Origin of the sequence: Hoyosella rhizosphaerae, from assembly GCF_014643175.1 — a bacterium.
Lineage (GTDB): Bacteria > Actinomycetota > Actinomycetes > Mycobacteriales > Mycobacteriaceae > Lolliginicoccus > Lolliginicoccus rhizosphaerae.
The window spans coordinates 339746-360247 of sequence record NZ_BMJH01000002.1 but is presented as its reverse complement, the minus strand read 5'-3'; the positions used below and the strand labels follow the sequence as shown (position 1 = coordinate 360247).

21 protein-coding genes are annotated in these 20502 nt (G+C 59.3%); 9 read left to right on the top strand and 12 right to left on the bottom strand.

Annotated features, from left to right (window positions below; translation table 11 throughout):
* Positions 1-36: 36 nt before the first annotated feature.
* Positions 37-636, top strand: coding sequence for a DUF3558 family protein (locus IEW73_RS09875; RefSeq protein ID WP_188673982.1), 600 nt, complete (start codon positions 37-39; stop codon positions 634-636).
* Between the two features lie 24 nt (positions 637-660).
* Complete coding sequence (locus tag IEW73_RS09870; protein WP_188673979.1) at positions 661-2334, top strand: hypothetical protein; 1674 nt, start codon at positions 661-663, stop codon at positions 2332-2334.
* 25 nt (positions 2335-2359) lie between these two features.
* Here the strand turns inward: IEW73_RS09870 and IEW73_RS09865 are convergent, their stop codons facing one another.
* Positions 2360-2983 carry a CYTH domain-containing protein gene (locus IEW73_RS09865; RefSeq protein WP_188673977.1) on the bottom strand — a complete coding sequence of 208 codons (624 nt, stop codon included), beginning with the start codon at positions 2981-2983 and terminating at the stop codon, positions 2360-2362.
* A 673-nt stretch (positions 2984-3656) separates the two neighbouring features.
* Between IEW73_RS09865 and IEW73_RS09860 the strand changes: the two genes are divergently transcribed.
* Genes IEW73_RS09860 through IEW73_RS09850 form a run of 3 tightly spaced genes read left to right on the top strand, consistent with a single transcriptional unit; the run spans position 3657 to position 5263 of the window.
* On the top strand, positions 3657-4073 hold the full coding sequence (locus IEW73_RS09860) for a transcriptional regulator (RefSeq protein WP_188673974.1): 417 nt from the start codon (positions 3657-3659) through the stop codon (positions 4071-4073).
* 14 nt (positions 4074-4087) lie between these two features.
* A complete protein-coding gene (locus tag IEW73_RS09855; protein WP_188675034.1) occupies positions 4088-4447 on the top strand; it encodes a DUF3817 domain-containing protein in 360 nt (119 codons plus the stop codon).
* 54 nt (positions 4448-4501) lie between these two features.
* Entirely contained in the window at positions 4502-5263 is a 762-nt protein-coding gene (locus IEW73_RS09850; RefSeq protein ID WP_188673971.1) for an LpqN/LpqT family lipoprotein, read from the top strand.
* 5 nt (positions 5264-5268) lie between these two features.
* Here the strand turns inward: IEW73_RS09850 and IEW73_RS09845 are convergent, their stop codons facing one another.
* The 7 genes from IEW73_RS09845 to clpS all read right to left on the bottom strand — a co-directional run bounded on the left by IEW73_RS09845 (position 5269) and on the right by clpS (position 10386).
* A complete protein-coding gene (locus IEW73_RS09845) occupies positions 5269-5949 on the bottom strand; it encodes a non-canonical purine NTP pyrophosphatase (protein WP_188673968.1) in 681 nt (226 codons plus the stop codon).
* Positions 5946-6737, bottom strand: coding sequence for a ribonuclease PH (gene rph, locus IEW73_RS09840; protein ID WP_188673965.1), 792 nt, complete (start codon positions 6735-6737; stop codon positions 5946-5948). Before rph ends, IEW73_RS09845 begins: the two co-directional genes overlap by 4 nt.
* 51 nt (positions 6738-6788) lie before the next feature.
* Positions 6789-7586, bottom strand: a complete 798-nt coding sequence (locus tag IEW73_RS09835) for a cyclic nucleotide-degrading phosphodiesterase (RefSeq protein ID WP_188673962.1) — start codon at positions 7584-7586, stop codon at positions 6789-6791.
* 224 nt (positions 7587-7810) lie between these two features.
* Entirely contained in the window at positions 7811-8653 is an 843-nt protein-coding gene (gene murI, locus IEW73_RS09830; protein ID WP_241012297.1) for a glutamate racemase, read from the bottom strand.
* Positions 8654-8655: 2 nt separating this feature from the next.
* Positions 8656-9339 (bottom strand): rhomboid family intramembrane serine protease, encoded by a 684-nt coding sequence (locus IEW73_RS09825; RefSeq protein WP_307816045.1) that lies wholly within the window; start codon positions 9337-9339, stop codon positions 8656-8658.
* A 112-nt stretch (positions 9340-9451) separates the two neighbouring features.
* Positions 9452-10054, bottom strand: coding sequence for an oxidative stress transcriptional regulator AosR (gene aosR, locus IEW73_RS09820; RefSeq protein ID WP_188673959.1), 603 nt, complete (start codon positions 10052-10054; stop codon positions 9452-9454).
* A gap of 35 nt (positions 10055-10089) precedes the next feature.
* Positions 10090-10386, bottom strand: coding sequence for an ATP-dependent Clp protease adapter ClpS (clpS, locus tag IEW73_RS09815; RefSeq protein WP_188675024.1), 297 nt, complete (start codon positions 10384-10386; stop codon positions 10090-10092).
* Positions 10387-10552: 166 nt separating this feature from the next.
* On the opposite strand from clpS, the gene IEW73_RS09810 reads away from it, so the two are divergent.
* The 3 genes from IEW73_RS09810 to IEW73_RS09800 are packed head-to-tail and all read left to right on the top strand — an operon-like array spanning position 10553 to position 14519.
* The gene (locus IEW73_RS09810) at positions 10553-11815 is read left to right on the top strand and encodes a nicotinate phosphoribosyltransferase (protein ID WP_229675957.1); all 1263 of its coding nucleotides are present in this window, start codon (positions 10553-10555) and stop codon (positions 11813-11815) included.
* Positions 11812-12414, top strand: coding sequence for a nicotinamidase (locus IEW73_RS09805; protein WP_188673953.1), 603 nt, complete (start codon positions 11812-11814; stop codon positions 12412-12414). Before IEW73_RS09810 ends, IEW73_RS09805 begins: the two co-directional genes overlap by 4 nt.
* A gap of 44 nt (positions 12415-12458) precedes the next feature.
* Positions 12459-14519 (top strand): ATP-dependent DNA helicase, encoded by a 2061-nt coding sequence (locus IEW73_RS09800; RefSeq protein WP_229675903.1) that lies wholly within the window; start codon positions 12459-12461, stop codon positions 14517-14519.
* 37 nt (positions 14520-14556) lie between these two features.
* Here the strand turns inward: IEW73_RS09800 and IEW73_RS09795 are convergent, their stop codons facing one another.
* The 4 genes from IEW73_RS09795 to ctaD all read right to left on the bottom strand — a co-directional run bounded on the left by IEW73_RS09795 (position 14557) and on the right by ctaD (position 19121).
* The gene (locus IEW73_RS09795) at positions 14557-15120 is read right to left on the bottom strand and encodes a cupin domain-containing protein (RefSeq protein ID WP_229675902.1); all 564 of its coding nucleotides are present in this window, start codon (positions 15118-15120) and stop codon (positions 14557-14559) included.
* Positions 15121-15280: 160 nt separating this feature from the next.
* Positions 15281-16021, bottom strand: coding sequence for a peptidyl-tRNA hydrolase (locus tag IEW73_RS09790; RefSeq protein WP_188673951.1), 741 nt, complete (start codon positions 16019-16021; stop codon positions 15281-15283).
* The gene (gene serB / locus IEW73_RS09785; RefSeq protein ID WP_188673949.1) at positions 16021-17247 is read right to left on the bottom strand and encodes a phosphoserine phosphatase SerB; all 1227 of its coding nucleotides are present in this window, start codon (positions 17245-17247) and stop codon (positions 16021-16023) included. The genes IEW73_RS09790 and serB overlap by 1 nt, the downstream gene beginning before the upstream one ends.
* 107 nt (positions 17248-17354) lie before the next feature.
* A complete protein-coding gene (ctaD, locus tag IEW73_RS09780) occupies positions 17355-19121 on the bottom strand; it encodes an aa3-type cytochrome oxidase subunit I (RefSeq protein ID WP_188673947.1) in 1767 nt (588 codons plus the stop codon).
* Between the two features lie 378 nt (positions 19122-19499).
* Here ctaD and IEW73_RS09775 point away from each other — a divergent pair, with 378 nt between their 5' ends.
* Positions 19500-20501: an ABC transporter substrate-binding protein gene (locus IEW73_RS09775; RefSeq protein WP_188673944.1), complete on the top strand. Its 1002-nt coding sequence runs from the start codon at positions 19500-19502 to the stop codon at positions 20499-20501.
* Position 20502 lies beyond the last annotated feature (1 nt).

Sequence of the window (20502 nt, the reverse complement as noted above, 5' to 3'; positions counted from 1 at the left end):
CTGCGCTGCGTCTGTGTTCTGTAGAGGGGGACTTTGATGAGCCAGGTGTTGGGTGTGTGGTGTCGGTGTGTGGGTCTGGTGTTCGCGTGTGCGCTGGTGTCGGGGTGTGCCCAGTCGACGACTGAGGATCTCGGTGCTGAGCAGTTGACGGTGTTGACCGAGACGACCGAGGTGACGACCCCGGCCCCGGTGCGTCCACCGGCGGTGTTTGATCCGTGTGAGGACATCCCCGATGAAGCCGTCGAAGCGGTGGGGCTAGACCCATCAACGAAGTACATGAGCATATTCGGCAACGAATCGATCACCGGGGTGCACTGGAACGATCACCGCGAGTGCGCGTGGGAAGGCCCCTACATGTGGGTCTGGATCGCATCAGACGACCGCCCTATTCAGGAAGTCCGTAGTCGGACAATTGCGGAGAACATGCGCGAAGTATCGATTAACGGTCGTGCAGCATTGCATTACAACCTACTGTCCTGCGGTCCGCGTGTGTGTGCGGAGGTGGCCTTCCAGACCGGCGCGGGGAGTGTGTGGGTGAACCTCAACCTGTCGTCGTTGGGGGATTTAACCCTGCAGGCTGATGACTTGGTGTTGGAGTATGCGGCGTTGTTGGAGCCGTATCTCCCGGCGGAATAACAGCGTGTGGATCAGGGGGACGTGATGACAACACCGTTTTTTGGGACCACCGCCGCAGGTGGTGTGCTGGATATTGATCCGGAAGCGGCCGGTCAAGCGATTTCTGCGTGCCAGAGGTTGAAGGACCGCCTCGTCGATATTCGCGCAAACCGTATCCACCGGTTGCCGTCGGCATCATTGCGACTCGGTACATTCGTCTCAAGCCAGCAACTGATCGCGGCCTACGGTGCGTTGTGGGATACCGGTGCTGATTCACTCGATCAGATTGTGTCCCAACATGTTGCGGCAGCAGACTCAATGATCCTTGCGTTCCGGGCCGCCACCGGGTTGTTGCTTGGTGTTGATGCCGATAATGCGACGTCGATCACTCGGCTTGTGGAACCCTCACCCGAGGGTGGGGTGGCGGCGCTCTTTGACCATCATGTGCGCGACCTCAAATCCTCCGTCGAAACTGCGAGTGCCTGGAATCTCAGCCCTCGCACGGTGGGGTATCAGGGTTTGCCGGTGACGGTGTCAGAACCGTTCGCTGTGATGCCACTCGAACAGATTGTGGTCGGTGCGCAATCAGTAATAAGTGATCTCGATATTCTGCTGCACTTTATGCGCTCGTGGCAGGTCGTTGGTCAGGAGCTGATCACGGCGGCGGAGGATGCGGCGGCGGGTTTGCGGGTGCTGCGTGCTGCGTGGCAGGGCATGTTGGCGGAGCAGATTGATCACGCTGTTGGGAACTACTTGGTGAGTTTGTCCACGTTGGGGTCGGCGGCGGTGGAGGTCAGTCAGAAACTTGATGTGACGTCGCAGGGTTTAGGCCATGCGGTCGGTGCGGTACCAGTTGTGGTGCCGACGACTGCGGAGGCGCGTGTGGTGGCGGAGGTGCAGGCGCGCGATGCGATGGAGTTGCTGTATCGGCCGGTGGTGGTGGATGCGGTGGCGGGGGTTCCGGTGTTGCCGCCGCCGGATGTGCCGACCACCGGCAGTGAGACCGGCGGTAGTGCGAACACGAATGGCTCCAATACCGGTGGTACTGATCCCCGTGCTGGTTCACAAGGCGGTTCGTCAGCCTCGTCGACGGGATCAGGAGAACCAGTAGGTGTATCACCAATCTCGAGTCGGGCAGGCGATGCCCACACCGTGACAAATGCCGAGCCACTGATGAACGGACACGATCCCCGCACCCTGCCCTCGGAGGCAACCACCTCACCCGCGAGCGTAACCCCGACATCACCGCATGTTTCCGGGACTGAACCGACAAGGCCCATACCCACGGTAACCGGCACAGGAGCACCAGGGACAGGGTCTCCAGCAGGTGGGGTATTTGGCCCAGGCGGTGGAATAGCTGGGCCCCGCCCAGGCTCCGCGGGCCCCGTCGCCACCGGATGGGGTGGTGGTTCACGCATATCGCCTGGTAATCCATTAGCACCAGGAAACACAAGTTCACCCCGCACCCCAGGGACGCCAGGGCCACAAACTCCGGGGCAGACATCCGCGACGAAAGCCAGCGTTGCCGGTGGTGGGCGTTCGATGATGGGTGGCGTCGCGCCGATGGGTGCCATGGGGGCGGGTGCAGGAAGTCAGAGTCAGGATCACAAAGCGGCGAGCTACCTGACGAATAGACGCAACGGTCATGCGATTGTGGGGACGCTGCCGAGGACAGCGAAGTTAATTCTCGGGGCCGACAAGGAACACTTCGACCGTTGACGAACGAGGCCACAAGCACGCCCGTTTAGGAACCAGCGATGCGGTTACGCCCCAGAGTGTGGACGAACTTCGGTCCGAGCAGTGCTAGCTCACGCCGGTAACGCTCCGCCCACGCATCGTAGGGGTGGAAGGCAAGGTACTCGTTGCGGAAGCGGTCATCCTCCGACACCTCAGTGGCGCAGAACTCCGGCACAGCGAGGTTGACCACTGGCGCGCCACGTTCTACCTCCGCTATCACCAACGGCGCGTTGCCTCCGAGGAATCGGTCGATGACCCAGCCGTCCTCCCCCAGCCACACTGCGTACCGAACCTTCGCGACCACTTGTTCGCAACGGCGCACGATCTGTCCCGCTACCAACGGATCGATTTCTCGCTCAGCCTCATAGCGGGTGCCGCCGACGGCTGGCCCTTTTGCTGCCATCGTCCCCAACGCGGACTCCCCGAGAGCGTCAACCAAGTCGGTTGGGGTCGCGTCGCAGTTCGTAGGTGCAGGGCCTTGTACTCGCACCCGAACCGCATAGCCATCGGCCGCGAACAGATACGCCTGCACGATCATCGTCGGGCTCGGATCAGACGCCGCTACCTCAGGCATGTCGTGCACGAAAAACTTGCGCTCGAACTCGAAATCGCCATGACCGGACTCCTGCATGACACAACCCTATCTGCTGGAAGCGCCGGGTGATCAGGCCATTACCCCACCGGGGTCAAATCCTGAGGAAAAGAACACCCCTACGTGTGGGGCACATGCACCGCGAAACCTGAAACATTTGGTTCGACACCGAAAGCAGCACAAAGCAATCCGGATAGTGAAGCAGTCGTGATCACATGAACAGCGCTCCCTTACCCGACGAGGAATCCCGGGCCTAACACCTGTCAGCGTCGAGTCTGCGTTTCTCCCGTTGGTGTTTGGCGGTTGAGTTCGGGGCACCGCTGGGCGCAACCGGTGTGGCCTTGTTGACCACCCTGTGTAGGTGCCATTGGTGATGAGCGTGCGGCGATGATGTTCGCACCGCCCCTGAGGTTGAGTCGGGCTGGTCGTCTTGATGGTTGTCCACGTGCAGACGAATACATGAAGAATTCAGCGTTTGACGATGCATTCTTCTGCACGTGCGGGCGTCCGTTCTGGCCATGAACAGCGATCAAAGCCTTGGCTTGGATGCCGTATCGCCGAATCCTCACACGTGCCAGGTATGGGTAGACACCGGACATGCGATATCTACCCAGGCTGAACACCCACAAAGGCGGTCGCAATGTGGGCTCCATCCCGAAAGTCAGCCAAGGCGTGTGCGCGCTCACAGCGCTTTTACCGGTACCGTAGAAGCGTGTCTGAGCAGTCCCGTTCCCACCGAGTAGCCCTCATCGCGTTCGTTGTTGTCGCGTCGGCGGCGTGTCTGGCGTTGGGTTGGTGGCAGTGGCAGCGTTATGACTCGGCTGCGGGGTCGGCACAAAACCTTGGGTATGCGCTGCAGTGGCCGTTGTTTGCGGGCTTTTTCGTTTATGCGTATTTTCGGTTTGTGCGGCTCGAGAAGGAGCGCGAAGCGGAGGGTGACGCTGTGGATGGTGATCCCGAGCAGCCGCGCGAGATCCCTGAGGGTCTCCTCCCACCACGCCCAACTGCGGCACCGAGCAGCACGGATGTTGATCCCACGTTGCGTGAGTACAACAAGCTTCTGGCTGAGCTCGCAGATGGATCCGACGCCCAACCTAAAAGGACCAGCCCTGAGAGGAACAACCAGTGACGTCTGAGTACTCGGTGTCAACGAGTGAAAGCCAGCCGACGGCGGATGTCGAGTTGCCACCGAGGATTGCTTCTGCGTTGAAGCGGTATCGAGTGCTCGCCATTACGACAGGCCTGTGGTTGTTGCTGCTCACGGTGGAGATGATCGCGAAGTACCCCCTCGACATGGACCTGCCGGAAGCGGCACGGATCATCCCGATTGTGCACGGCTGGGTGTACTTCATCTTTCTCATCATGACGCTTGATCTTGCGGTTAAAGCTCGCTGGCGGCCCATTCCGACCTTGGGTGTTCTGCTGGCCGGGACTGTCCCGTTCTTGTCATTTGTGGTCGAGCATAGGGTCACTGCGAAGGTCCGTGCCGGGCAACGATTGTGACTCTGATTCACAGTTCTCTTTGACAACCTCCTCGTGGCGGGATATGTAGAAGACATGACAAACCGTCGTGTGGTGTTGGGTGTTGCAGGTGCGTTAGTGGGCGCGGTAGTCGTCACGGGGTGCACAAGCGACGCGGACGTGGAATCTAGTGACGCGCCACCGACGACGGTTGCGGTTTCAGTGGCGCCGACTCCGCCCACGGCAGAGGAGTCTGAACCGGAGGAGTCAGAGCCGTCGGTAACCCTTATTGAGTACTTGAGCCAATCGGGTATCGGGCGAACTCCGCTGTTCTGGGGGGCGGAGACAGGGCCAGTGGTGGAGTTTGACCTGCCAGACGGATGGTCGGTCGGCGATGTGGAGACCTTCCCTCAGGCATATTTTGCTGCCGTAGGAACTGAATGGGCATTCGAAACGGACCCTGGACCACTGCCTACCGCGGTGCTCACTATCCAGCGCCTCGACCGCCAGGTGGATGCCGAGGAATTGCTTGAGTACGCCCCCGGAGCGCTGGAGAATCTCCCCGAGTTCGAAATTGCCCTCGACGATGACGAAAACACAGTGAGTGGTTTTCCCTCGTATGCGTTGTCCGGGGAGTTTGTTGACGAAGAGTTCGGCTACATGGCTGTGGTGGAACGCACCGCGGTCGCCGAGATTGACGACGCAACTTACGTCGTTCAGTTGCGGGTCACCACGTTGTCTCGTGATGCCGAAGCAGTGACTGATGCGGTGCAGGAAATCGATTCCACTTTGCGCATTGAGCCACGCCCTTCACCCGAGGACAACCCTGGCGAGGGTGAACCGGGTGAGGGCGAGTAACTAGGTCAGTTGTCCTGTTCGACCCACTCTTGTCCTACCCACTGCGCGATGATGGGCAATAGTTGGCGTAGGGCTCGGCCGCGGTGGGACACCGCATCTTTTTCTTCCGGTGACATTTCTGCCGCCGTGTAGGGTGCGAGTTCGCCGTAGGGCGAGTTGTCGCCAATCACGGGGATGAAGATTGGGTCATACCCAAATCCCCCGCTTCCTCGTGCGGATCGCGCAAGTGCGCCCCGCCAGGTGCCACGTACGACGTGTTCTGACCCGTCGGGTAGCACGAGTGCGCAAGCGGATACGAACGCTGCTTCACGGCGCCCCTCAGGCACATCTTGCAGTTGCGCGAGCACGAGCGCCGTGTTGGCGTCGTCTGCCCCGTGTGTGCCACTCCAGCGCGCAGAGAGCACCCCCGGCATACCGTGCAGCGCGGCGACTTCCAAACCGGAATCGTCGGCCACGCAGGCGTATCCAGTTGCGGCCACACCGTCGCGCGCCTTGACTAGTGCGTTCTGTTCGAAGGTTTCGCCGGTTTCCGGTGTTTCGGGGTACTCAGCAACATCGGCGAGACTAACGAGGGTAACTCCGACGATTCCTGCAGCGTCAAGCATCCGCTGTAGTTCGCTGAGCTTTTTGGCGTTGCGGCTAGCTACAAGGAGCGTTCGGGAATGCTCCCGTGCGTTGCTTGTCATTTAGTGCCGAATGCTTTCTTCTTTGATCCGTGCGGGCGGGGCTGAGGCAGTACGCCTGGGTAGGGTGCGGCGAGAGCTTCACGCTGGATTTCTACCAACTGCTCGCACCCCTCCATTGCGAGGTCGAGGAGTTTGTCGAGTGTGCTGCGCGGGAATGTTGCCCCTTCCCCGGTGCCCTGAACCTCGACAAACGTACCGGTGTCAGTGGCCACTACGTTGAGGTCAACCTCGGCGCGTGAGTCTTCTTCGTATGGCAAGTCCAGGCGGATACGGCCGTCAACCACGCCGACACTTACTGCTGCGATTGCGCAGGACAGCGGTTGGGGGTCCTCAAGTGCATCTGCTGCGCCGAGGTACGTCATTGCGTCATGGAGCGCTACATACGCACCTGTGATCGCGGCGGTGCGGGTGCCTCCGTCTGCTTGCAGCACGTCGCAGTCAATGGTGATGGTGCGTGGCCCGACGGCCCTCAGGTCGATGCATGCGCGTAGTGAACGACCAACGAGTCGGCTGATTTCTTGCGTCCTGCCGCCGACTTTTCCGCGCACTGATTCGCGGTTGCTACGCGAGTGCGTGGCAGCTGGGAGCATGGCGTATTCAGCCGTGAGCCATCCTTCTCCGCTGCCCTCTTTAAAGCGCGGTACCCCGTCAACGACGCTAGCGGTACACATCACCCTGGTCTGCCCAAACTCGACGAGTACTGAACCCGCGGGATGGTTGGTGAACCCGCGGGTAATTTTTACTGGGCGAAGTTCGTTGTCTGCTCTGCCGTCTTCTCTTCTCGTCACACTTCGAGACTAGCGGCTTCCCCACCGGTAGTTCACGTGTGACGCACGAGTTTAGGCGCTGCTTACCGGGTTTTCCCTGGTCGGGGTCCGCGCGATTTCGAACGCATCGTCCGGCGAGACTGCAAAAACTGGGCCATCGAATTCGGCTTTTGCTTCTGCAAGCACTTCGTCGCGGGACGTCCAGGGCGGAATATGCGTCAGTAGCAACGTGCCAACACTGGCTTTGCGGGCAAGCATGCCTGCTTCGGTTCCAGATAGGTGCACGCCGACTGGGCGGTCAGGTGCGTGTGTCCACGATGCTTCACACAGGAACACATCGGCACCATCGGCCAAGTCGAGGACGGCGTCGCACACGCCAGTGTCGCCGCTGACCGCTAGAACTTGACCGTCGGGCCCCGTCATGCGGAAGCCATACGATTCCGGCGGGTGGTAAACGCGACGCGGGTGCACTTGAACCCCACCAAATTGCACAGACTCGCCGTCTTCCCACACTCGAACGTCGAGTACGTCTGAGATGTCGTCGATGTGCCCACCAATTTCTGACGATGCCGCACCAATACGCAGTGCGGTGTCGGTGGGCCCGTAGGCGATGGCGCGCCCCTTGGGAGGGTTGGGGTGATATCGCCGCCAGACGAGAAGTCCGGGGATATCGAGGCAGTGGTCTGCGTGCAGGTGCGACAGCAGAAGGGTGGCATCCCCTGGGTCGATATACCGCTGTAATGCTCCGAGCACGCCGCCACCGAGGTCAAGCACAAGCGGAGGGGTATCGTCGGCCTGAATCAGATACCCCGACGCTGGCGAGTTCGGTCCGGATACGCTCCCGGAGCAGCCAAGGACGGTAATGCGCATAACCCATATGCTGCCATGTTTGAACGAATTGCATTCAACGTCTCCCGCATTTTGGCTGTCTAATGCAAGAACTAGACCAAGATGAGACGGCTCCATCATCAAATGCGGACCTATTTGTGACATTTAGTTATTGCGATGCGCGCGCAACTCAGTCAATTTCAATTCTGCGTGCCGAATAACTGAAATGCATTGGCCCGCAACGATTTTGAGGAAATCAGCATCTGTCACACATGGCCGACGATGGGAACTGACGGCCCTAGAAAGCGTGCCGCTAGCTTACGAAAACGGTCGGGATCGCCGGTGGCCAAAAAATCTCTGCGGGCGGGTGCCCCATCGTGGTCACGCAACAAGTTCTGTTCGGTCAGAACGCGGAAAACATCCTTTGCAGTTTCCTCGGCACTAGACACCAGTGTCACCTCGTCGCCCATCGCGAGTTGGATAACCCCGGATAGCAATGGGTAGTGCGTACACCCGAGAATGACGGTGTCCACATTGTCGCGTTGCAGGGGCTCGAGGTATCCCTGCGCTAATTGCATAACTTGTCGGCCGCTGGTGATCCCGCATTCCACGAAGTCAACAAAGCGGGGGCAGGCGACGGAACTGACGGTGAGGTCACGAGCTGCGGCAAAACCGTCCTCATAGGCCCTCGAACTGATGGTGGCCTGAGTGCCGATGACACCTATTTTCCCGCTGTGGGTTGCTTTCACTGCCCGTCGGACCGCGGGGAGGATCACCTCGATGACCGGTATTTGGTATCGCTCGCGAGCATCTCGGAGATACGCAGCAGATGCCGTGTTACATGCGATCACGAGTGCCTTCACGCCTCGGTGCACAAGGTCGTCGCCGATGGCAAGGGAATGCGCCCTGACTTCAGGAATAGTGAGAGGGCCATAGGGGCCATTCGCAGTATCGCCGATATAGATGATGTTTTCGTCCGGCAGTAAGTCAATTATTGCGCGCGCAACAGTTAGTCCGCCTACTCCCGAATCAAAAATCCCAATCGGCGCATCAGCACCTGCATGCTCCACAATCGGCGCACCCGCAGCTCGAGAATTCACAGATCCCAACACTACGCCGCGAAACCTCCATACGGCTTCGGACCCGGCCTGGCCGCCCTGCGCCGCTCACGATCAGCGCCCGACAGCACCCAGGCGGCGACCACGCCACCGATGGCACCAAACAGGTGGCCCTGCCACGAAATATTCGGCTGTCCCGGCAGAACTCCCCAGAATAGGCCGCCGTACAGGAACAGCACGCCCACCCCCACAGCCAGCTGGACAGCGTTTCGACTGAATATGCCCTGCATAACAAGGAAAGCTAACCAGCCAAATACGATGATTGACGCTCCAATGTGAACAGTGCCCTCACCGCCAGTCAGCCAGGTTCCCGCACCCCCGACAATCCAAATGATCGCCGTGGCGGCTACTGCGCGCATCAGAGTACTCAAGAACACCAAGAATCCGAGGACAAGCAGCGGCACAGCGTTGGACATCAAGTGTCCCCAGTTGGCGTGAATCAGCGGGGCAAAAAGAATGCCACTTAAACCGTCTGAGTCACGCGGCGCTATGCCTGCTTGGGCGAACGGTTGATGCGTGATGACATCGATCAGTTCAATCACATAGAGGATGGCAACGAAACCCGTGGTCAGCAGCAATGATTGCTTCCACCGATCTGCATGGTCAACGCCGGAACGCCGCGCCGGTGGACGGCCCCCCGTCGGCTGCATACCGAATCCCCCTGGGTTGTACGTCATCGCTGGCTCCCTCATGTCGCACGCAATGCTTGCCTCGCAGTTGCGGGATCTACCGTTCCCTATGTCAACGACGACGCAGGACGCCGTTGTTCCCGGGGCAAAACTTCGGACCCTAGCGTTGGCCCATCAATGCGCCCACCAGTGCATCCTGCATCCACGTCAACCAGTGATACACACCGAGTTGCGGTGCCTTCGGATCGTCGGGATCAAATTCCTCCGACATCTCATCGTCAACCTCCAGCACAGTCCCCAGAGCGAGACGCGCGTCATTGATAGCGCAGATCCACCCGTCAGCCTGTTCGGGCGTCAACGAAATTTTTCCACCATCGGACGGCAACGAGTCGAGTAGGACACTTGCGGCGCTGCGCTTATCATCGATAATCGACGGCTCGTTGAGACTACGCAGTGCACTGTTAAGCGAATCCAAGTCTTCGTCGGATTGCTTGGCGCCTGGATCCTGAGTGTGGGGGTCCTGGTCGGGCCGACAAAACTCTGGCAGCAAACGCGCCAGTACCGCATTGTCGGGAGCCTTGCTGTTTCCGGATTTCATGCCGGTGAGCTCTTCAAGTTCATCGTGCGGGGTGTTTTGCTCACGCTCGTCGAGAATCACAACCACCGAGCTGACTACCGAACGCAATACCTTCGCCTCGTGCGCATCAAGCTGCGAACGAATCCGAACACCCCCAAGGGTGTTTTTTCTAATCCAAGCTTGCACAGGGTATCGGCATCCTTAGTCAACGAATCTTCAGATCAGGACTCATGCTGCATCGTTGCCCATAGTCCAGCAGCGTGCAGTTTTCGAACGTCCGACTCCACTTTCTCTTTGGTCCCGGACGACACCACAGCCTTACCCTCGTTGTGCACCTTCAGCATCAACTCTGTGGCTTTCTGGCGGCTGTAACCAAACACTTTTTGCAGAACGTAGGTGACGTACTGCATGAGATTAACTGGGTCATCCCACACAATCGTGACCCAGGGGCGCTGGCTGGCCTCGTCTGTACTTTCGACGGCGAGTCCACCGGGGGTGGCCTGGGGCTCGGTTTCCATCGGAACAGGCATAGAACCAGGGTACGACGACCTCACTGTGGGTTTCCACGCGGCCGGACAAAATCGGGTAACAACTTAAGCTCAGCACCATCAGTCAAAGGGCCGTACGGTACTAAATGTGAACGGTTCCTCCACAGCTCTCTTCACTGACCAGTACGAACTGACGATGCTTGCGGCTGCGTTGCAGGACGGGACTGCGCACCGCACGAGCACTTTTGAAGTGTTTGCGCGCAGGCTCCCCGATGGTCGAAGGTACGGTGTCGTCGCAGGCGTCGAACGAGTTCTCGACGCAATTGACAATTTTCGATTCGGCGACGACGAACTTGCCACCGTGAGTAAGTTCCTCGACCCGGACACCGTGTCGTGGCTGGCGGATTACCGATTCACGGGCAACATCAGCGGCTATCAAGAGGGCGAGCTATATTTCCCTGGCTCCCCCGTGCTCACGGTCAGTGGGACTTTTGGTGAATGCGTACTGCTCGAAACGGTGGTGCTGTCCATCATCAACCACGACAGCGCAATTGCCTCCGCTGCGACCCGGATGGTCAGCGCAGCGCAGGGGCGCACCCTCATTGAGATGGGTTCCAGACGCACCCACGAAGAAGCGGCCGTCGCGGCCGCGCGTGCAGCCTACATCGCGGGTTTCACCGCGACTTCTAATGTTGAGGCCGCCCGCCGCCATGGAGTTCCCCGCGCGGGAACAAGCGCCCACGCATTCACTCTGCTGCACACCGATGCCGACGGCCCCAACGAGGTCGCTGCCTTCCGCTCCCAGATCGAAGCCCACGGAGTCGGCACCACTCTCCTCGTCGACACTTACGACATAACCACAGGTGTCGAAAATGCCATCGCAGTTGCCGGTCCAGACCTCAACGCCGTGCGCATAGATTCAGGTGACCTTGGTGTGCTGGCCCGCCAGGTGCGGGACCAACTTGACCGCCTAGGCGCAACGCAAACCAAAATTGTGGTGTCCGGTGACCTTGACGAGTACTCCATAGCCGCTCTCCGCGCTGAACCCGTCGACGCATACGGCGTCGGCACGTCCGTCGTGACAGGATCGGGCGCCCCGACCGCCGGAATGGTGTACAAACTCGTGGAAGTTGACGGCATCCCTGTCGCTAAACGCAGCAGCAACAAGGAAACCAAGGGTGGCGCCAAAGCTGTCGTGCGCACCGCCCGCGATTCCGGCGTCGTCACCGCAGAAGTGATTTACAGCGCCTCGTCGGCACCCCCCAATGCGCCGAACGCACGCATCATTACGCAGGATTTGGTGCATGGTGGCGAACGAACAGCGTCACCAGTAACACTGGAAGAAGCACGTCAAAACACTGCGGCCGGGCTAGCAACTTTGCCCTGGGAAGGTCTCGCTTTGTCCCGCGGAGAACCCGCGATCCCGACCCGGTTCATCGACGAGGAGGCACATCCATGACTTCACCGCGCCGAGCACTCATAGTCGTCGACGTCCAAAACGATTTCTGCGAAGGCGGATCACTTGCCGTGGCAGGTGGCGGCGAGATCGCTGGCGAAATATCCGCCCTCATCGCCGACACACAAATCTCAGATCGTGCCTACGACATCGTTGTGGCGACCCGCGACTACCACATTGACCCGGGTGAGCACTTTTCCAGCACTCCAGACTTTGTTGACACGTGGCCAGTGCACTGCAAAGTTGGGACGGCGGGAGCTGAATTTCATGCCAACTTGGATCTGCACCCTATCGACGACGTGTTCTCCAAGGGTGCCTACACCGCTGCATACTCAGGTTTTGAAGGCGCAAACTCAGAAGGGGTGGCCTTGGCCGACTGGCTACGAGACCACCACATCACCGAGGTCGACATCGTGGGAATCGCGACGGACCACTGTGTTCGCGCAACCGCCCTCGACGCTGTGAAAGCTGGTTTTCACACCCAGGTGCTGCTTGATTACACCGTCGGTGTCTCCCCTCAAACCATCGATGCCGCACTGTCTGAACTGAGCGAAGCGGGTGCCGTTCTCACCGGATCCGTGGGTGGGGCGATCAAACAGTAGCGCGTCATTCGGACCCAGCACCCAACGAGGAGTAGCCTCGTTGGGTGTCACAACCGGACGCCGACGTCACCACAACATCCACCGCTGTAACGGACCTGCTGACCAAAGCAGTGACGTCACTCGGCGGGACCAAGCGAGACGGCCAGTTGCGCATGGCAAATGCCGTCGCCCACGCAATCGACATCGGCGAGCACCTCGCTGTCCAAGCCGGAACAGGCACTGGTAAGTCACTTGCGTACCTCGTCCCCGCCATTCATCACGCGGTGCAATCCGGCAAGACGGCAATAGTCTCCACTGCAACAATCGCGTTGCAGAAGCAACTCATCGACCGCGATTTACCTCGCCTGGCGGAGGCTCTCGCACCGCATCTTGGCCGCACCCCCCAGTTTGCGATCCTGAAGGGTCGCAACAACTACCTCTGTCTCAACAAACTGCACAACACACCCGACGAGCCTGAGAGTGAACCAGAAGAACTTTTTGATCCCTTCGCGGCATCCAGACTCGGCCGGGAGGTCCGTCGACTACACGACTGGGCAGAAACGACCGAAACGGGTGACCGAGAAGAATTGACCCCGGGAGTAATTGATCAAGCGTGGCGGCAAGTCAGCGTCACCTCCAGGGAATGCCTCGGAGTTTCGCGGTGCCCCGTCGGTGTGGACTGCTTCGCTGAACGCGCGCGAACCGATGCCGCACACGTCGACATTGTTGTCACCAATCACGCGTTGCTTGCTATCGGGGCGCTGTCTGACGCCCAGATCCTCCCCGAACACGATGTTGTGATCGTCGACGAAGCTCACGAACTCGTTGACCGAGTCACCGGAGCTGCCGCAGCCGAACTGACAGCTAAAACCGTGCTCGCGGCGGCCCGAAAATGCCGCAAACTCCTCGAGGATCGTGATGCGGATTCTCTTCATTCCGCAGCCGACTCACTATCTGACCTCCTCGACACGATCTCACCGGGTCAATGGGAAACGCTTCCACCGGGCAGTGAATACATTCTTGCGTCAGTTCGGGACGCAACCTCATCGGCGCGCACCGCGATTGGGCCAATCCGGTCAGGGATGCTCTCCGCGGAACCGGAAGCGGCCACCGCACGATCAGCGGCACTAACCGCTTTGGAGGAAATACACGACGCCGTAGTGCGCATTCTCGACAACTTCGGCGAACCGGACCCGGCCAAGCGGCGCGATGTCGTCTGGATTACCTCAGATGATCGCCGCGGAGCAGTCCTGCGTATCGCCCCGCTGTCGGTAGCGGGGTTGCTTCGCTCACGACTGTTCGCCGAATCCACCGTGATTCTCACGTCCGCAACCCTCACACTCGGTGGGGCATTTGACGCGCTTGCACGCAACTGGGGTCTACCCACCGACGCGGGCGAAACCTCCATAGACCCAGCACTCGCCAGCGGACAACCGGCCAACCCGACGCAGCTACGGTGGTCGAGCTTGGATGCCGGATCCCCGTTCGATCATCCTCGTGTCGGCATTTTGTACCTCGCCAAACACCTTCCTCCCCCGGGCCGGGATGGCCTTGTCCCCTCTCACCTCGACGAGATTTGTGAACTCATCAACGCCGCCGGTGGGCGCACACTCGCACTGTTTTCGTCTATGCGAGCCGCCCGTGACGCCGCTGACATGCTTGCTCAGCGAATCGCCACACCCATCTTGTGCCAGGGTGACAATTCGACACGCCAACTCGTCCAGCAGTTCGCCGACGACGAAGCGACGTCACTGTTCGGCACACTTTCCCTTTGGCAAGGTGTCGATGTTCCTGGACCGTCACTGTCCCTGGTGATCATTGACCGCATACCTTTTCCCCGGCCCGACGACCCGCTCTTGCGGGCCCGCCAACGAGCGGTGGAAGCGCGAGGCGGCAATGGCTTCATGTCCATCGCGGCATCGCACGCCGCACTACTCCTTGCGCAGGGAACAGGCCGGTTGCTGCGTTCAGTCGACGACAAGGGGGTTGTTGCGATTCTTGACTCGCGCATTGCGACTGCACGGTATGGCGGGTTCTTACGCGCTTCCCTACCGCCGCTGTGGACAACAACCGACCGGTCCGTGGTAGTCGGGGCGTTGCAACGCATCACCGCCAGCAGGTTGTGAACCGCGCCCCAACTCCACGCCTATTTAATCGTCGACTTCACTCGTTTCGAGGGTCATCCTCGGGGTTGACGTAGGTGATCGACCATGGACCGATTGAGTTCAGTTGAACAACAGTCTGGCCATCTGCCCTTGCGTAGTGCGGGGACTCAGGCGGTATCGAGAAGTATGCGCCTGACGGCAACGCCGTTACCTCGTCCCAATTGGCCTCCTCGCCATGTCCGACCTCGAAGGTTCCCTCAATGACCGTGACGCGTTCCTGGCCACTGTGGAAGTGCGGGTCAATCACAAACCCGTCCGGCATACGAAGCCGAAGCGTGAAATAGTCCGCTTCGCCTGGGTCTCCTTCAAGGACTACCATCTCGGCACCCTCGGCAAGAGAGCCAGGACCTTCCACCCACTCCAAATCATCGGCTAAATACTGGAGGTGCCCCCACTCCTGAGTGCCGACGTCCACCTCATTTACTTGTTCGTTAGTTTCGCCCTGGTTGACATCACGGTCCCCCATGAGGTCTTCGACCTCGCTATCTCCACACGCAGTTGTTAGCGCTAGGCCAAGCGCGGCGGCACTGAACAGGGCTGCAACACGCATTGGTGCAATCATGCCTACTCCTTTAGTCGTGTCGGATGGGGTTTACGACATGCGAGGAGGCGACCGCGTCGTGAGAAGCAGACAGCACAAGAGCGAGGCCATGAAAGCCATGTCTCTCATTTTCCTACTGTGGTTCCAGATGATCAATAGGTGAGCATGTTGCTTTTCTGGACTAATGCCAGGTAGCAATAACCGTCGCTGATCCAGGAGCGATTTCAGTGAAGCCAGCATCGCGGACCACTACGGGTTTCTCGGCCATCAACTCAGCCCATGTAGCTTTGTCTGCCTCACGCACAGTGCACGCAAAACCGTGACATGCCCACAGCCACGCCTGTTCAGTGTTGAGCGCCGCGCCGAAAAGCATCGATGCGTGCCCGACTTGAGCTGCAGCTTTACCTACAGTCATACCGAGACTGGAGTTCACCCACAGCACTGGTAGTTGCGCGTCCACGTCTTCATTTACATCAGCAGGTATGTCGGTTCCAGAGATCTGCAGCTTCTTGATGCGAGTATCAACGTCGCCAACTCTGCAAGGAACACATGCATGGACTTCAGCTCCGCCGTGCGACGCGGTGAGGCCCTCGACGGCAGCTGCCGCACTCCATTGCGCGCCACGCGCCCGCCGCGAAACCTTTCGGATTCGCGAACCCATCCAGTCAAGGAGCGGACCGCGCCATTGCTCCGATGATTCATCGAGACACACCAACAGGGCAGCTGTTGCGGCAGCTGAAAGAACACTCGCTCGCTGCGGCGGGTCCGCTTTGGGAATGTGCAGCACCATTTGCATGGCCAACACATCAGCGGGGTCGGTCGGGTCCTGACGGGCGCCGATACGCACAGCCGGATGGCAGTACTTGCGCAGGTCTGCATGCCGACGAACAAACCCCTCTGGCGGGGCACTCACGTCGGTCATCACGTCAGCGGAACGCGGCGGACTTTTCCCTCGGCCGCATCGGCGTGTTCAACTTCGTCGCGGGTAATTCCCAGGATAAATAGGATCGCGTCGAGGTAGGGGTGCGACAACGATGCATCCGCTACTTCTTGCAGCGCCGGTTTGGCGTTGAACGCGATTCCAAGCCCCGCTGCTTGAATCATGTCGATATCGTTGGCGCCGTCACCGACTGCCACCGTTTGTTCGATGGGAACGCCGCGTTGGTCAGCAAATGTTTGCAGAGCGACGGCCTTTGCCGCACGGTCGACGACGTGCCCAATCACGCGGCCGGTGAGCTTCCCGTCAACGATTTCCAAGGTGTTGGCCTCAACGAAATCGAGCTCGAGTTCATCAGCGAGCGGCTGGATGACCTGCCGAAAACCTCCGGAAACCACCCCACATCGGAAACCTAGACGGCGCAAGGTTCGGATGGTGGTGCGAGCGCCTTTGGTGAGCTCAAGTTGTTGCGATACCGCCTCGATGACGCTTGCGTCGAGACCTTTCAGCGCGGCGACGCGGCGGTGCAACGATTCGGTGAAATCGATGTCCCCACGCATTGCGGCCTCTGTGACAGCGCGAACTTCGTCTTCCCTACCTGCGTGGGCTGCGAGCATTTCGATGACTTCGCCCTGGATGAGGGTTGAGTCGACATCGAAAACGATGAGACGTTTGGCTCGTCGGGCGAGGCCACCGCGTTCAACGGCGATGTCCACTCCTTCAGCGACTGAGAGTCGCGCAAGGTTTTCGCGAAGCGTGAGGTCGTCCTCGTGGGTGCCGTATGGGGTACTGACGTGCAGTTCGAGACCTGTCACTGGGTAGTCAGCGACGCCGCGAATGGTGTCAATGTTGACTCCCTGGCGGGCGAGTTCACGCGCAATGACTTTGAATGCGCGCGAAGTGACTGGGCTGCCTAGTACCACGATGGCGTGGGTGGAAAGTTTGCGCCGTTCGGCTTGGTCAGCACCAATTTCGACGTCGATATCAAAATTGATTGACGCCATCGCCTGCTCAACTTCGTTCTGAAGAGCCTCAGCATCGCCGGGGGTTGTGAGGAGCACACCGAGGGTGAGTCGCCCGCGGATGACAACTTGCTCTACATCGAGCAGGTTGGTGTCGTGCCTCGAGAGAGCACCAAAAAGCACCGATGTGACACCTGGTTTGTCCCGCCCCGTCACAGTGAGCAGGACTGTGGTTTCCACCGTTGTCACCGTCCACTCCCCTTTCCGCCCTACAGATTCATGTGAAGCGTAACTGTTGCTCACCCAAACGGCCCTGCCAGCAGTGTGCGGGCAGGGCCGGGTGGTTGTCGTACGTACTACTTGTCCTCGGGGTTAGCCTTTGGACGGTATGGCGGTGGAGCATGCCTGTCGGCTTCGATCAACTCATTGGCCTTGTGCCCATGACCTGGTCCCACGTGTGCTTCGTCGCGCATCCGCTCAATCATGTGCGGGTAGTGCAATTCGAAAGCAGGCCGTTCGGACCGGATTCGGGGTAGCTCAGTGAAGTTGTGCCGTGGCGGCGGGCAGCTTGTTGCCCATTCGAGCGAGTTGCCGTAACCCCATGGGTCATCGACGGTGACGACATCGCCGTAGCGGGAACTCTTAAAGACGTTCCAGATGAACGGAAGTGTCGAAGCACCAAGGATGAACGCGCCGATAGTGGAGATGGTGTTCAGTGTCGTGAAACCATCGCCGGGAAGATAGTCGGCGTACCGTCGCGGCATTCCCTCGTTACCGACCCAGTGCTGGACTAGGAAGGTGGTGTGGAAGCCGATGAAGGTGGTCCAGAAGTGCCACTTGCCGAGGCGTTCGTCGAGCATACGTCCGGTCATCTTCGGGAACCAGAAGTAGATACCAGCGTAGGTGGCGAACACGATGGTTCCGAAGAGGACGTAGTGGAAGTGTGCAACCACGAAGTACGAGTCGGTGACGTGGAAGTCCAACGGTGGGCTCGCGAGGAGGACACCGGATAGACCACCGAAGAGGAAGGTGACGAGGAAGCCGAGGCTAAATAGCATCGGCGTTTCAAACGTCAGATGCCCCTTCCACATTGTTCCGATCCAGTTGAAGAACTTCACACCGGTAGGTACCGCAATGAGGAACGTCATGAAGCTGAAGAACGGAAGAAGTACCGCTCCCGTTGCGTACATGTGGTGCGCCCACACAGCAATGGAAAGCGCTGCAATCGCGAGCGTGGCGTAGACCAGGCCTGTGTAACCGAAGATTGGCTTCCGCGAGAACACAGGGAAGATCTCAGACACGATGCCGAAGAACGGCAACGCGATGATGTACACCTCGGGGTGCCCGAAGAACCAGAACAGGTGCTGCCAAAGCAACACACCGCCGTTCGCCGGGTCATATATGTTCGCCCCCAGTTGTCGGTCTGCAAGCAGTCCGAGCAGTGCTGCGGTGAGCAGCGGGAAGGCGAGAAGAACGAGCACGCTGGTGACGAGAATGTTCCAGGTGAAGATAGGCATCCGGAACATGGTCATACCTGGGGCGCGCAGGCAGATCACCGTGGTGATCATGTTGACCGCACCGAGGATGGTACCAAGACCACCAACCGCGAGGCCTGCAATCCACAGGTCACCACCGGGACCCGGTGAGTGGATCGAGTTGGACAGCGGCGTGTATGCCGTCCACCCGAAGTCTGCTGCTCCACCTGGTGTGAAGAACCCGCTGACAACAATCAGCGCACCAAAGGTGTACAGCCAGTACCCAAGAGCGTTTAGGCGCGGGAACGCCACGTCTGGGGAACCGATCTGCAGCGGCAGAATGTAGTTCGCGAAACCGAACACGATCGGCGTCGCGTAAAGCAGAAGCATGACGGTGCCATGCATTGTGAACAGTTGGTTGAACTGTTCGTTCGATAAAAATTGAAGCCCCGGTACAGCAAGCTCAGCACGCATGAGTAGCGCCATGACGCCACCGACCAAGAAGAAGAAAAACGAGGTCGTGAGGTACATGACACCGATCAGCTTGTGATCGGTGGTCGTGAGCATGTTGTAGATCAGGGAGCCCTTTGGCCCCTGCCTGGGCGGATATGGCCGGTCTAAGACTGGCTTGGGCGCAACGGCGGTCACTGATCCTCCTGACTGCGGCGTCCACGACCCGGGCTCTTTCGGGCGAGGGACTGATTGCTGTCGCTACGAGAATCCTAGACCGTCGGTTTGAGCGGTTGTGCACCGGTCCTACTCTTTGTCGTAACAAGAGCCGATTTTTTTGATGCTCAGCCCGTTTTCCTGCGGTTTTGCGGTGCGGTTTTTGGTGCGACACGTTCAAAACAGTGTTTCACCGCTGTCGAACCACCGTATTTGGCGCGAGCTAAGCAGTGATGGCAAACGCCTCCCACAACCTCGCTGTACACGTACGCCTCCATAGTGCCGAATCACCGCGTTCTATGTCCAGAGGCCGATTGCACATTCCTGGGCCGTCGCTATGAAGAAAAGGACAATCACTTCGTGATCACAACACAGTCGCGGCGCGTTCTCGCTTCCGCAGTTGTCGCCGCAGCACTCCTCGCTGGGTGCGCGTCACCGGACGTCGAGCCCACATCCCCCACCGCTACACAAGGCGACTTTCCGCGCACTGTCGAGCACTTCAGGGGCGCCACAGAAATCCCTGCGCAGCCGGTGCGAGTCGCGGCATTGGACTCAAGCTACTCGGATGCCGTTCTCTTGCTTGAATCTGAGCTTGTCGCACACACCGACTATCGGCAGGACGGCCTCCCTGAATACCTTGGCGCCGATCGTGAGACGTTCGCTGCCGAAGCAGTCTCTGTCGGAGAGCTGAGCAACCCAAGCCTCGAAAGACTCGCAGCCATCAACCCCGACGTCATTATTTCCGCGGAGGTTCGACATGGCGAACTCTACGACCAACTGTCCGCCATCGCCCCCACCGTGTTTTCTGAGACAACAGGGCCAACGTGGAAGGACAACATTCGGCTCCTCGCTGAGGCACTGGGCAAAGAAGTCGTCGCCGACGCCAAGCTCGCGGAGTACGAGGAGCGAGCACAGAAGATTGGCGCCGAGATCAACGCCAAGCACAACAATCCCGTCGTGTCGATCATTCGATTCGCAGGGGAACCTACCGCCCGCCTCTACCGAACGACCTCATTCAGCGGAATTGTTCTTGAAGATGCTGGGATTGCACGCCCTGATTCCCAACTAGCGGATCCCGAGAACCCTACGAACATCATGAACGCAATCAGTCCGGAGAATCTACATCTCGCGGAAGCTGACCTCATTATTGTCTCGAGCTACGACCCCGGCGACGACAAAGACGCCGAGTCGGTACGGGAAGCAGCACAGCCATTCAGGGCAAGTCGCCTATGGGACACATTGGAAGGTCGCAAAGTTGATGTCCGCGACGAAGTCTGGATGATGCCGGTAAGTGTGCAGGGAGCGCACGCAATCTTGGACAACCTCGCCGAAATTTTCGACGTCGACCCCCACCGTAATTAAA

Bases quoted from the DNA above. Each gene is read 5' to 3' on its own strand.
- IEW73_RS09865 (WP_188673977.1), bottom strand. From the start codon at position 2,983: ATGCAGGAGTCCGGTCATGGCGATTTCGAGTTCGAGCGCAAGTTTTTC.
- IEW73_RS09825 (WP_307816045.1), bottom strand. From the start codon at position 9,339: ATGACGTACAACCCAGGGGGATTCGGTATGCAGCCGACGGGGGGCCGT.
- IEW73_RS09850 (WP_188673971.1), top strand. From the start codon at position 4,502: ATGACAAACCGTCGTGTGGTGTTGGGTGTTGCAGGTGCGTTAGTGGGC.
- IEW73_RS09835 (WP_188673962.1), bottom strand. From the start codon at position 7,586: ATGCGCATTACCGTCCTTGGCTGCTCCGGGAGCGTATCCGGACCGAAC.
- IEW73_RS09790 (WP_188673951.1), bottom strand. From the start codon at position 16,021: ATGACCGACGTGAGTGCCCCGCCAGAGGGGTTTGTTCGTCGGCATGCA.
- IEW73_RS09875 (WP_188673982.1), top strand. From the start codon at position 37: ATGAGCCAGGTGTTGGGTGTGTGGTGTCGGTGTGTGGGTCTGGTGTTC.
- IEW73_RS09870 (WP_188673979.1), top strand. From the start codon at position 661: ATGACAACACCGTTTTTTGGGACCACCGCCGCAGGTGGTGTGCTGGAT.
- IEW73_RS09810 (WP_229675957.1), top strand. From the start codon at position 10,553: ATGCTTGCGGCTGCGTTGCAGGACGGGACTGCGCACCGCACGAGCACT.
- clpS (WP_188675024.1), bottom strand. From the start codon at position 10,386: ATGGAAACCGAGCCCCAGGCCACCCCCGGTGGACTCGCCGTCGAAAGT.
- IEW73_RS09845 (WP_188673968.1), bottom strand. From the start codon at position 5,949: ATGACAAGCAACGCACGGGAGCATTCCCGAACGCTCCTTGTAGCTAGC.
- IEW73_RS09805 (WP_188673953.1), top strand. From the start codon at position 11,812: ATGACTTCACCGCGCCGAGCACTCATAGTCGTCGACGTCCAAAACGAT.
- IEW73_RS09795 (WP_229675902.1), bottom strand. From the start codon at position 15,120: ATGATTGCACCAATGCGTGTTGCAGCCCTGTTCAGTGCCGCCGCGCTT.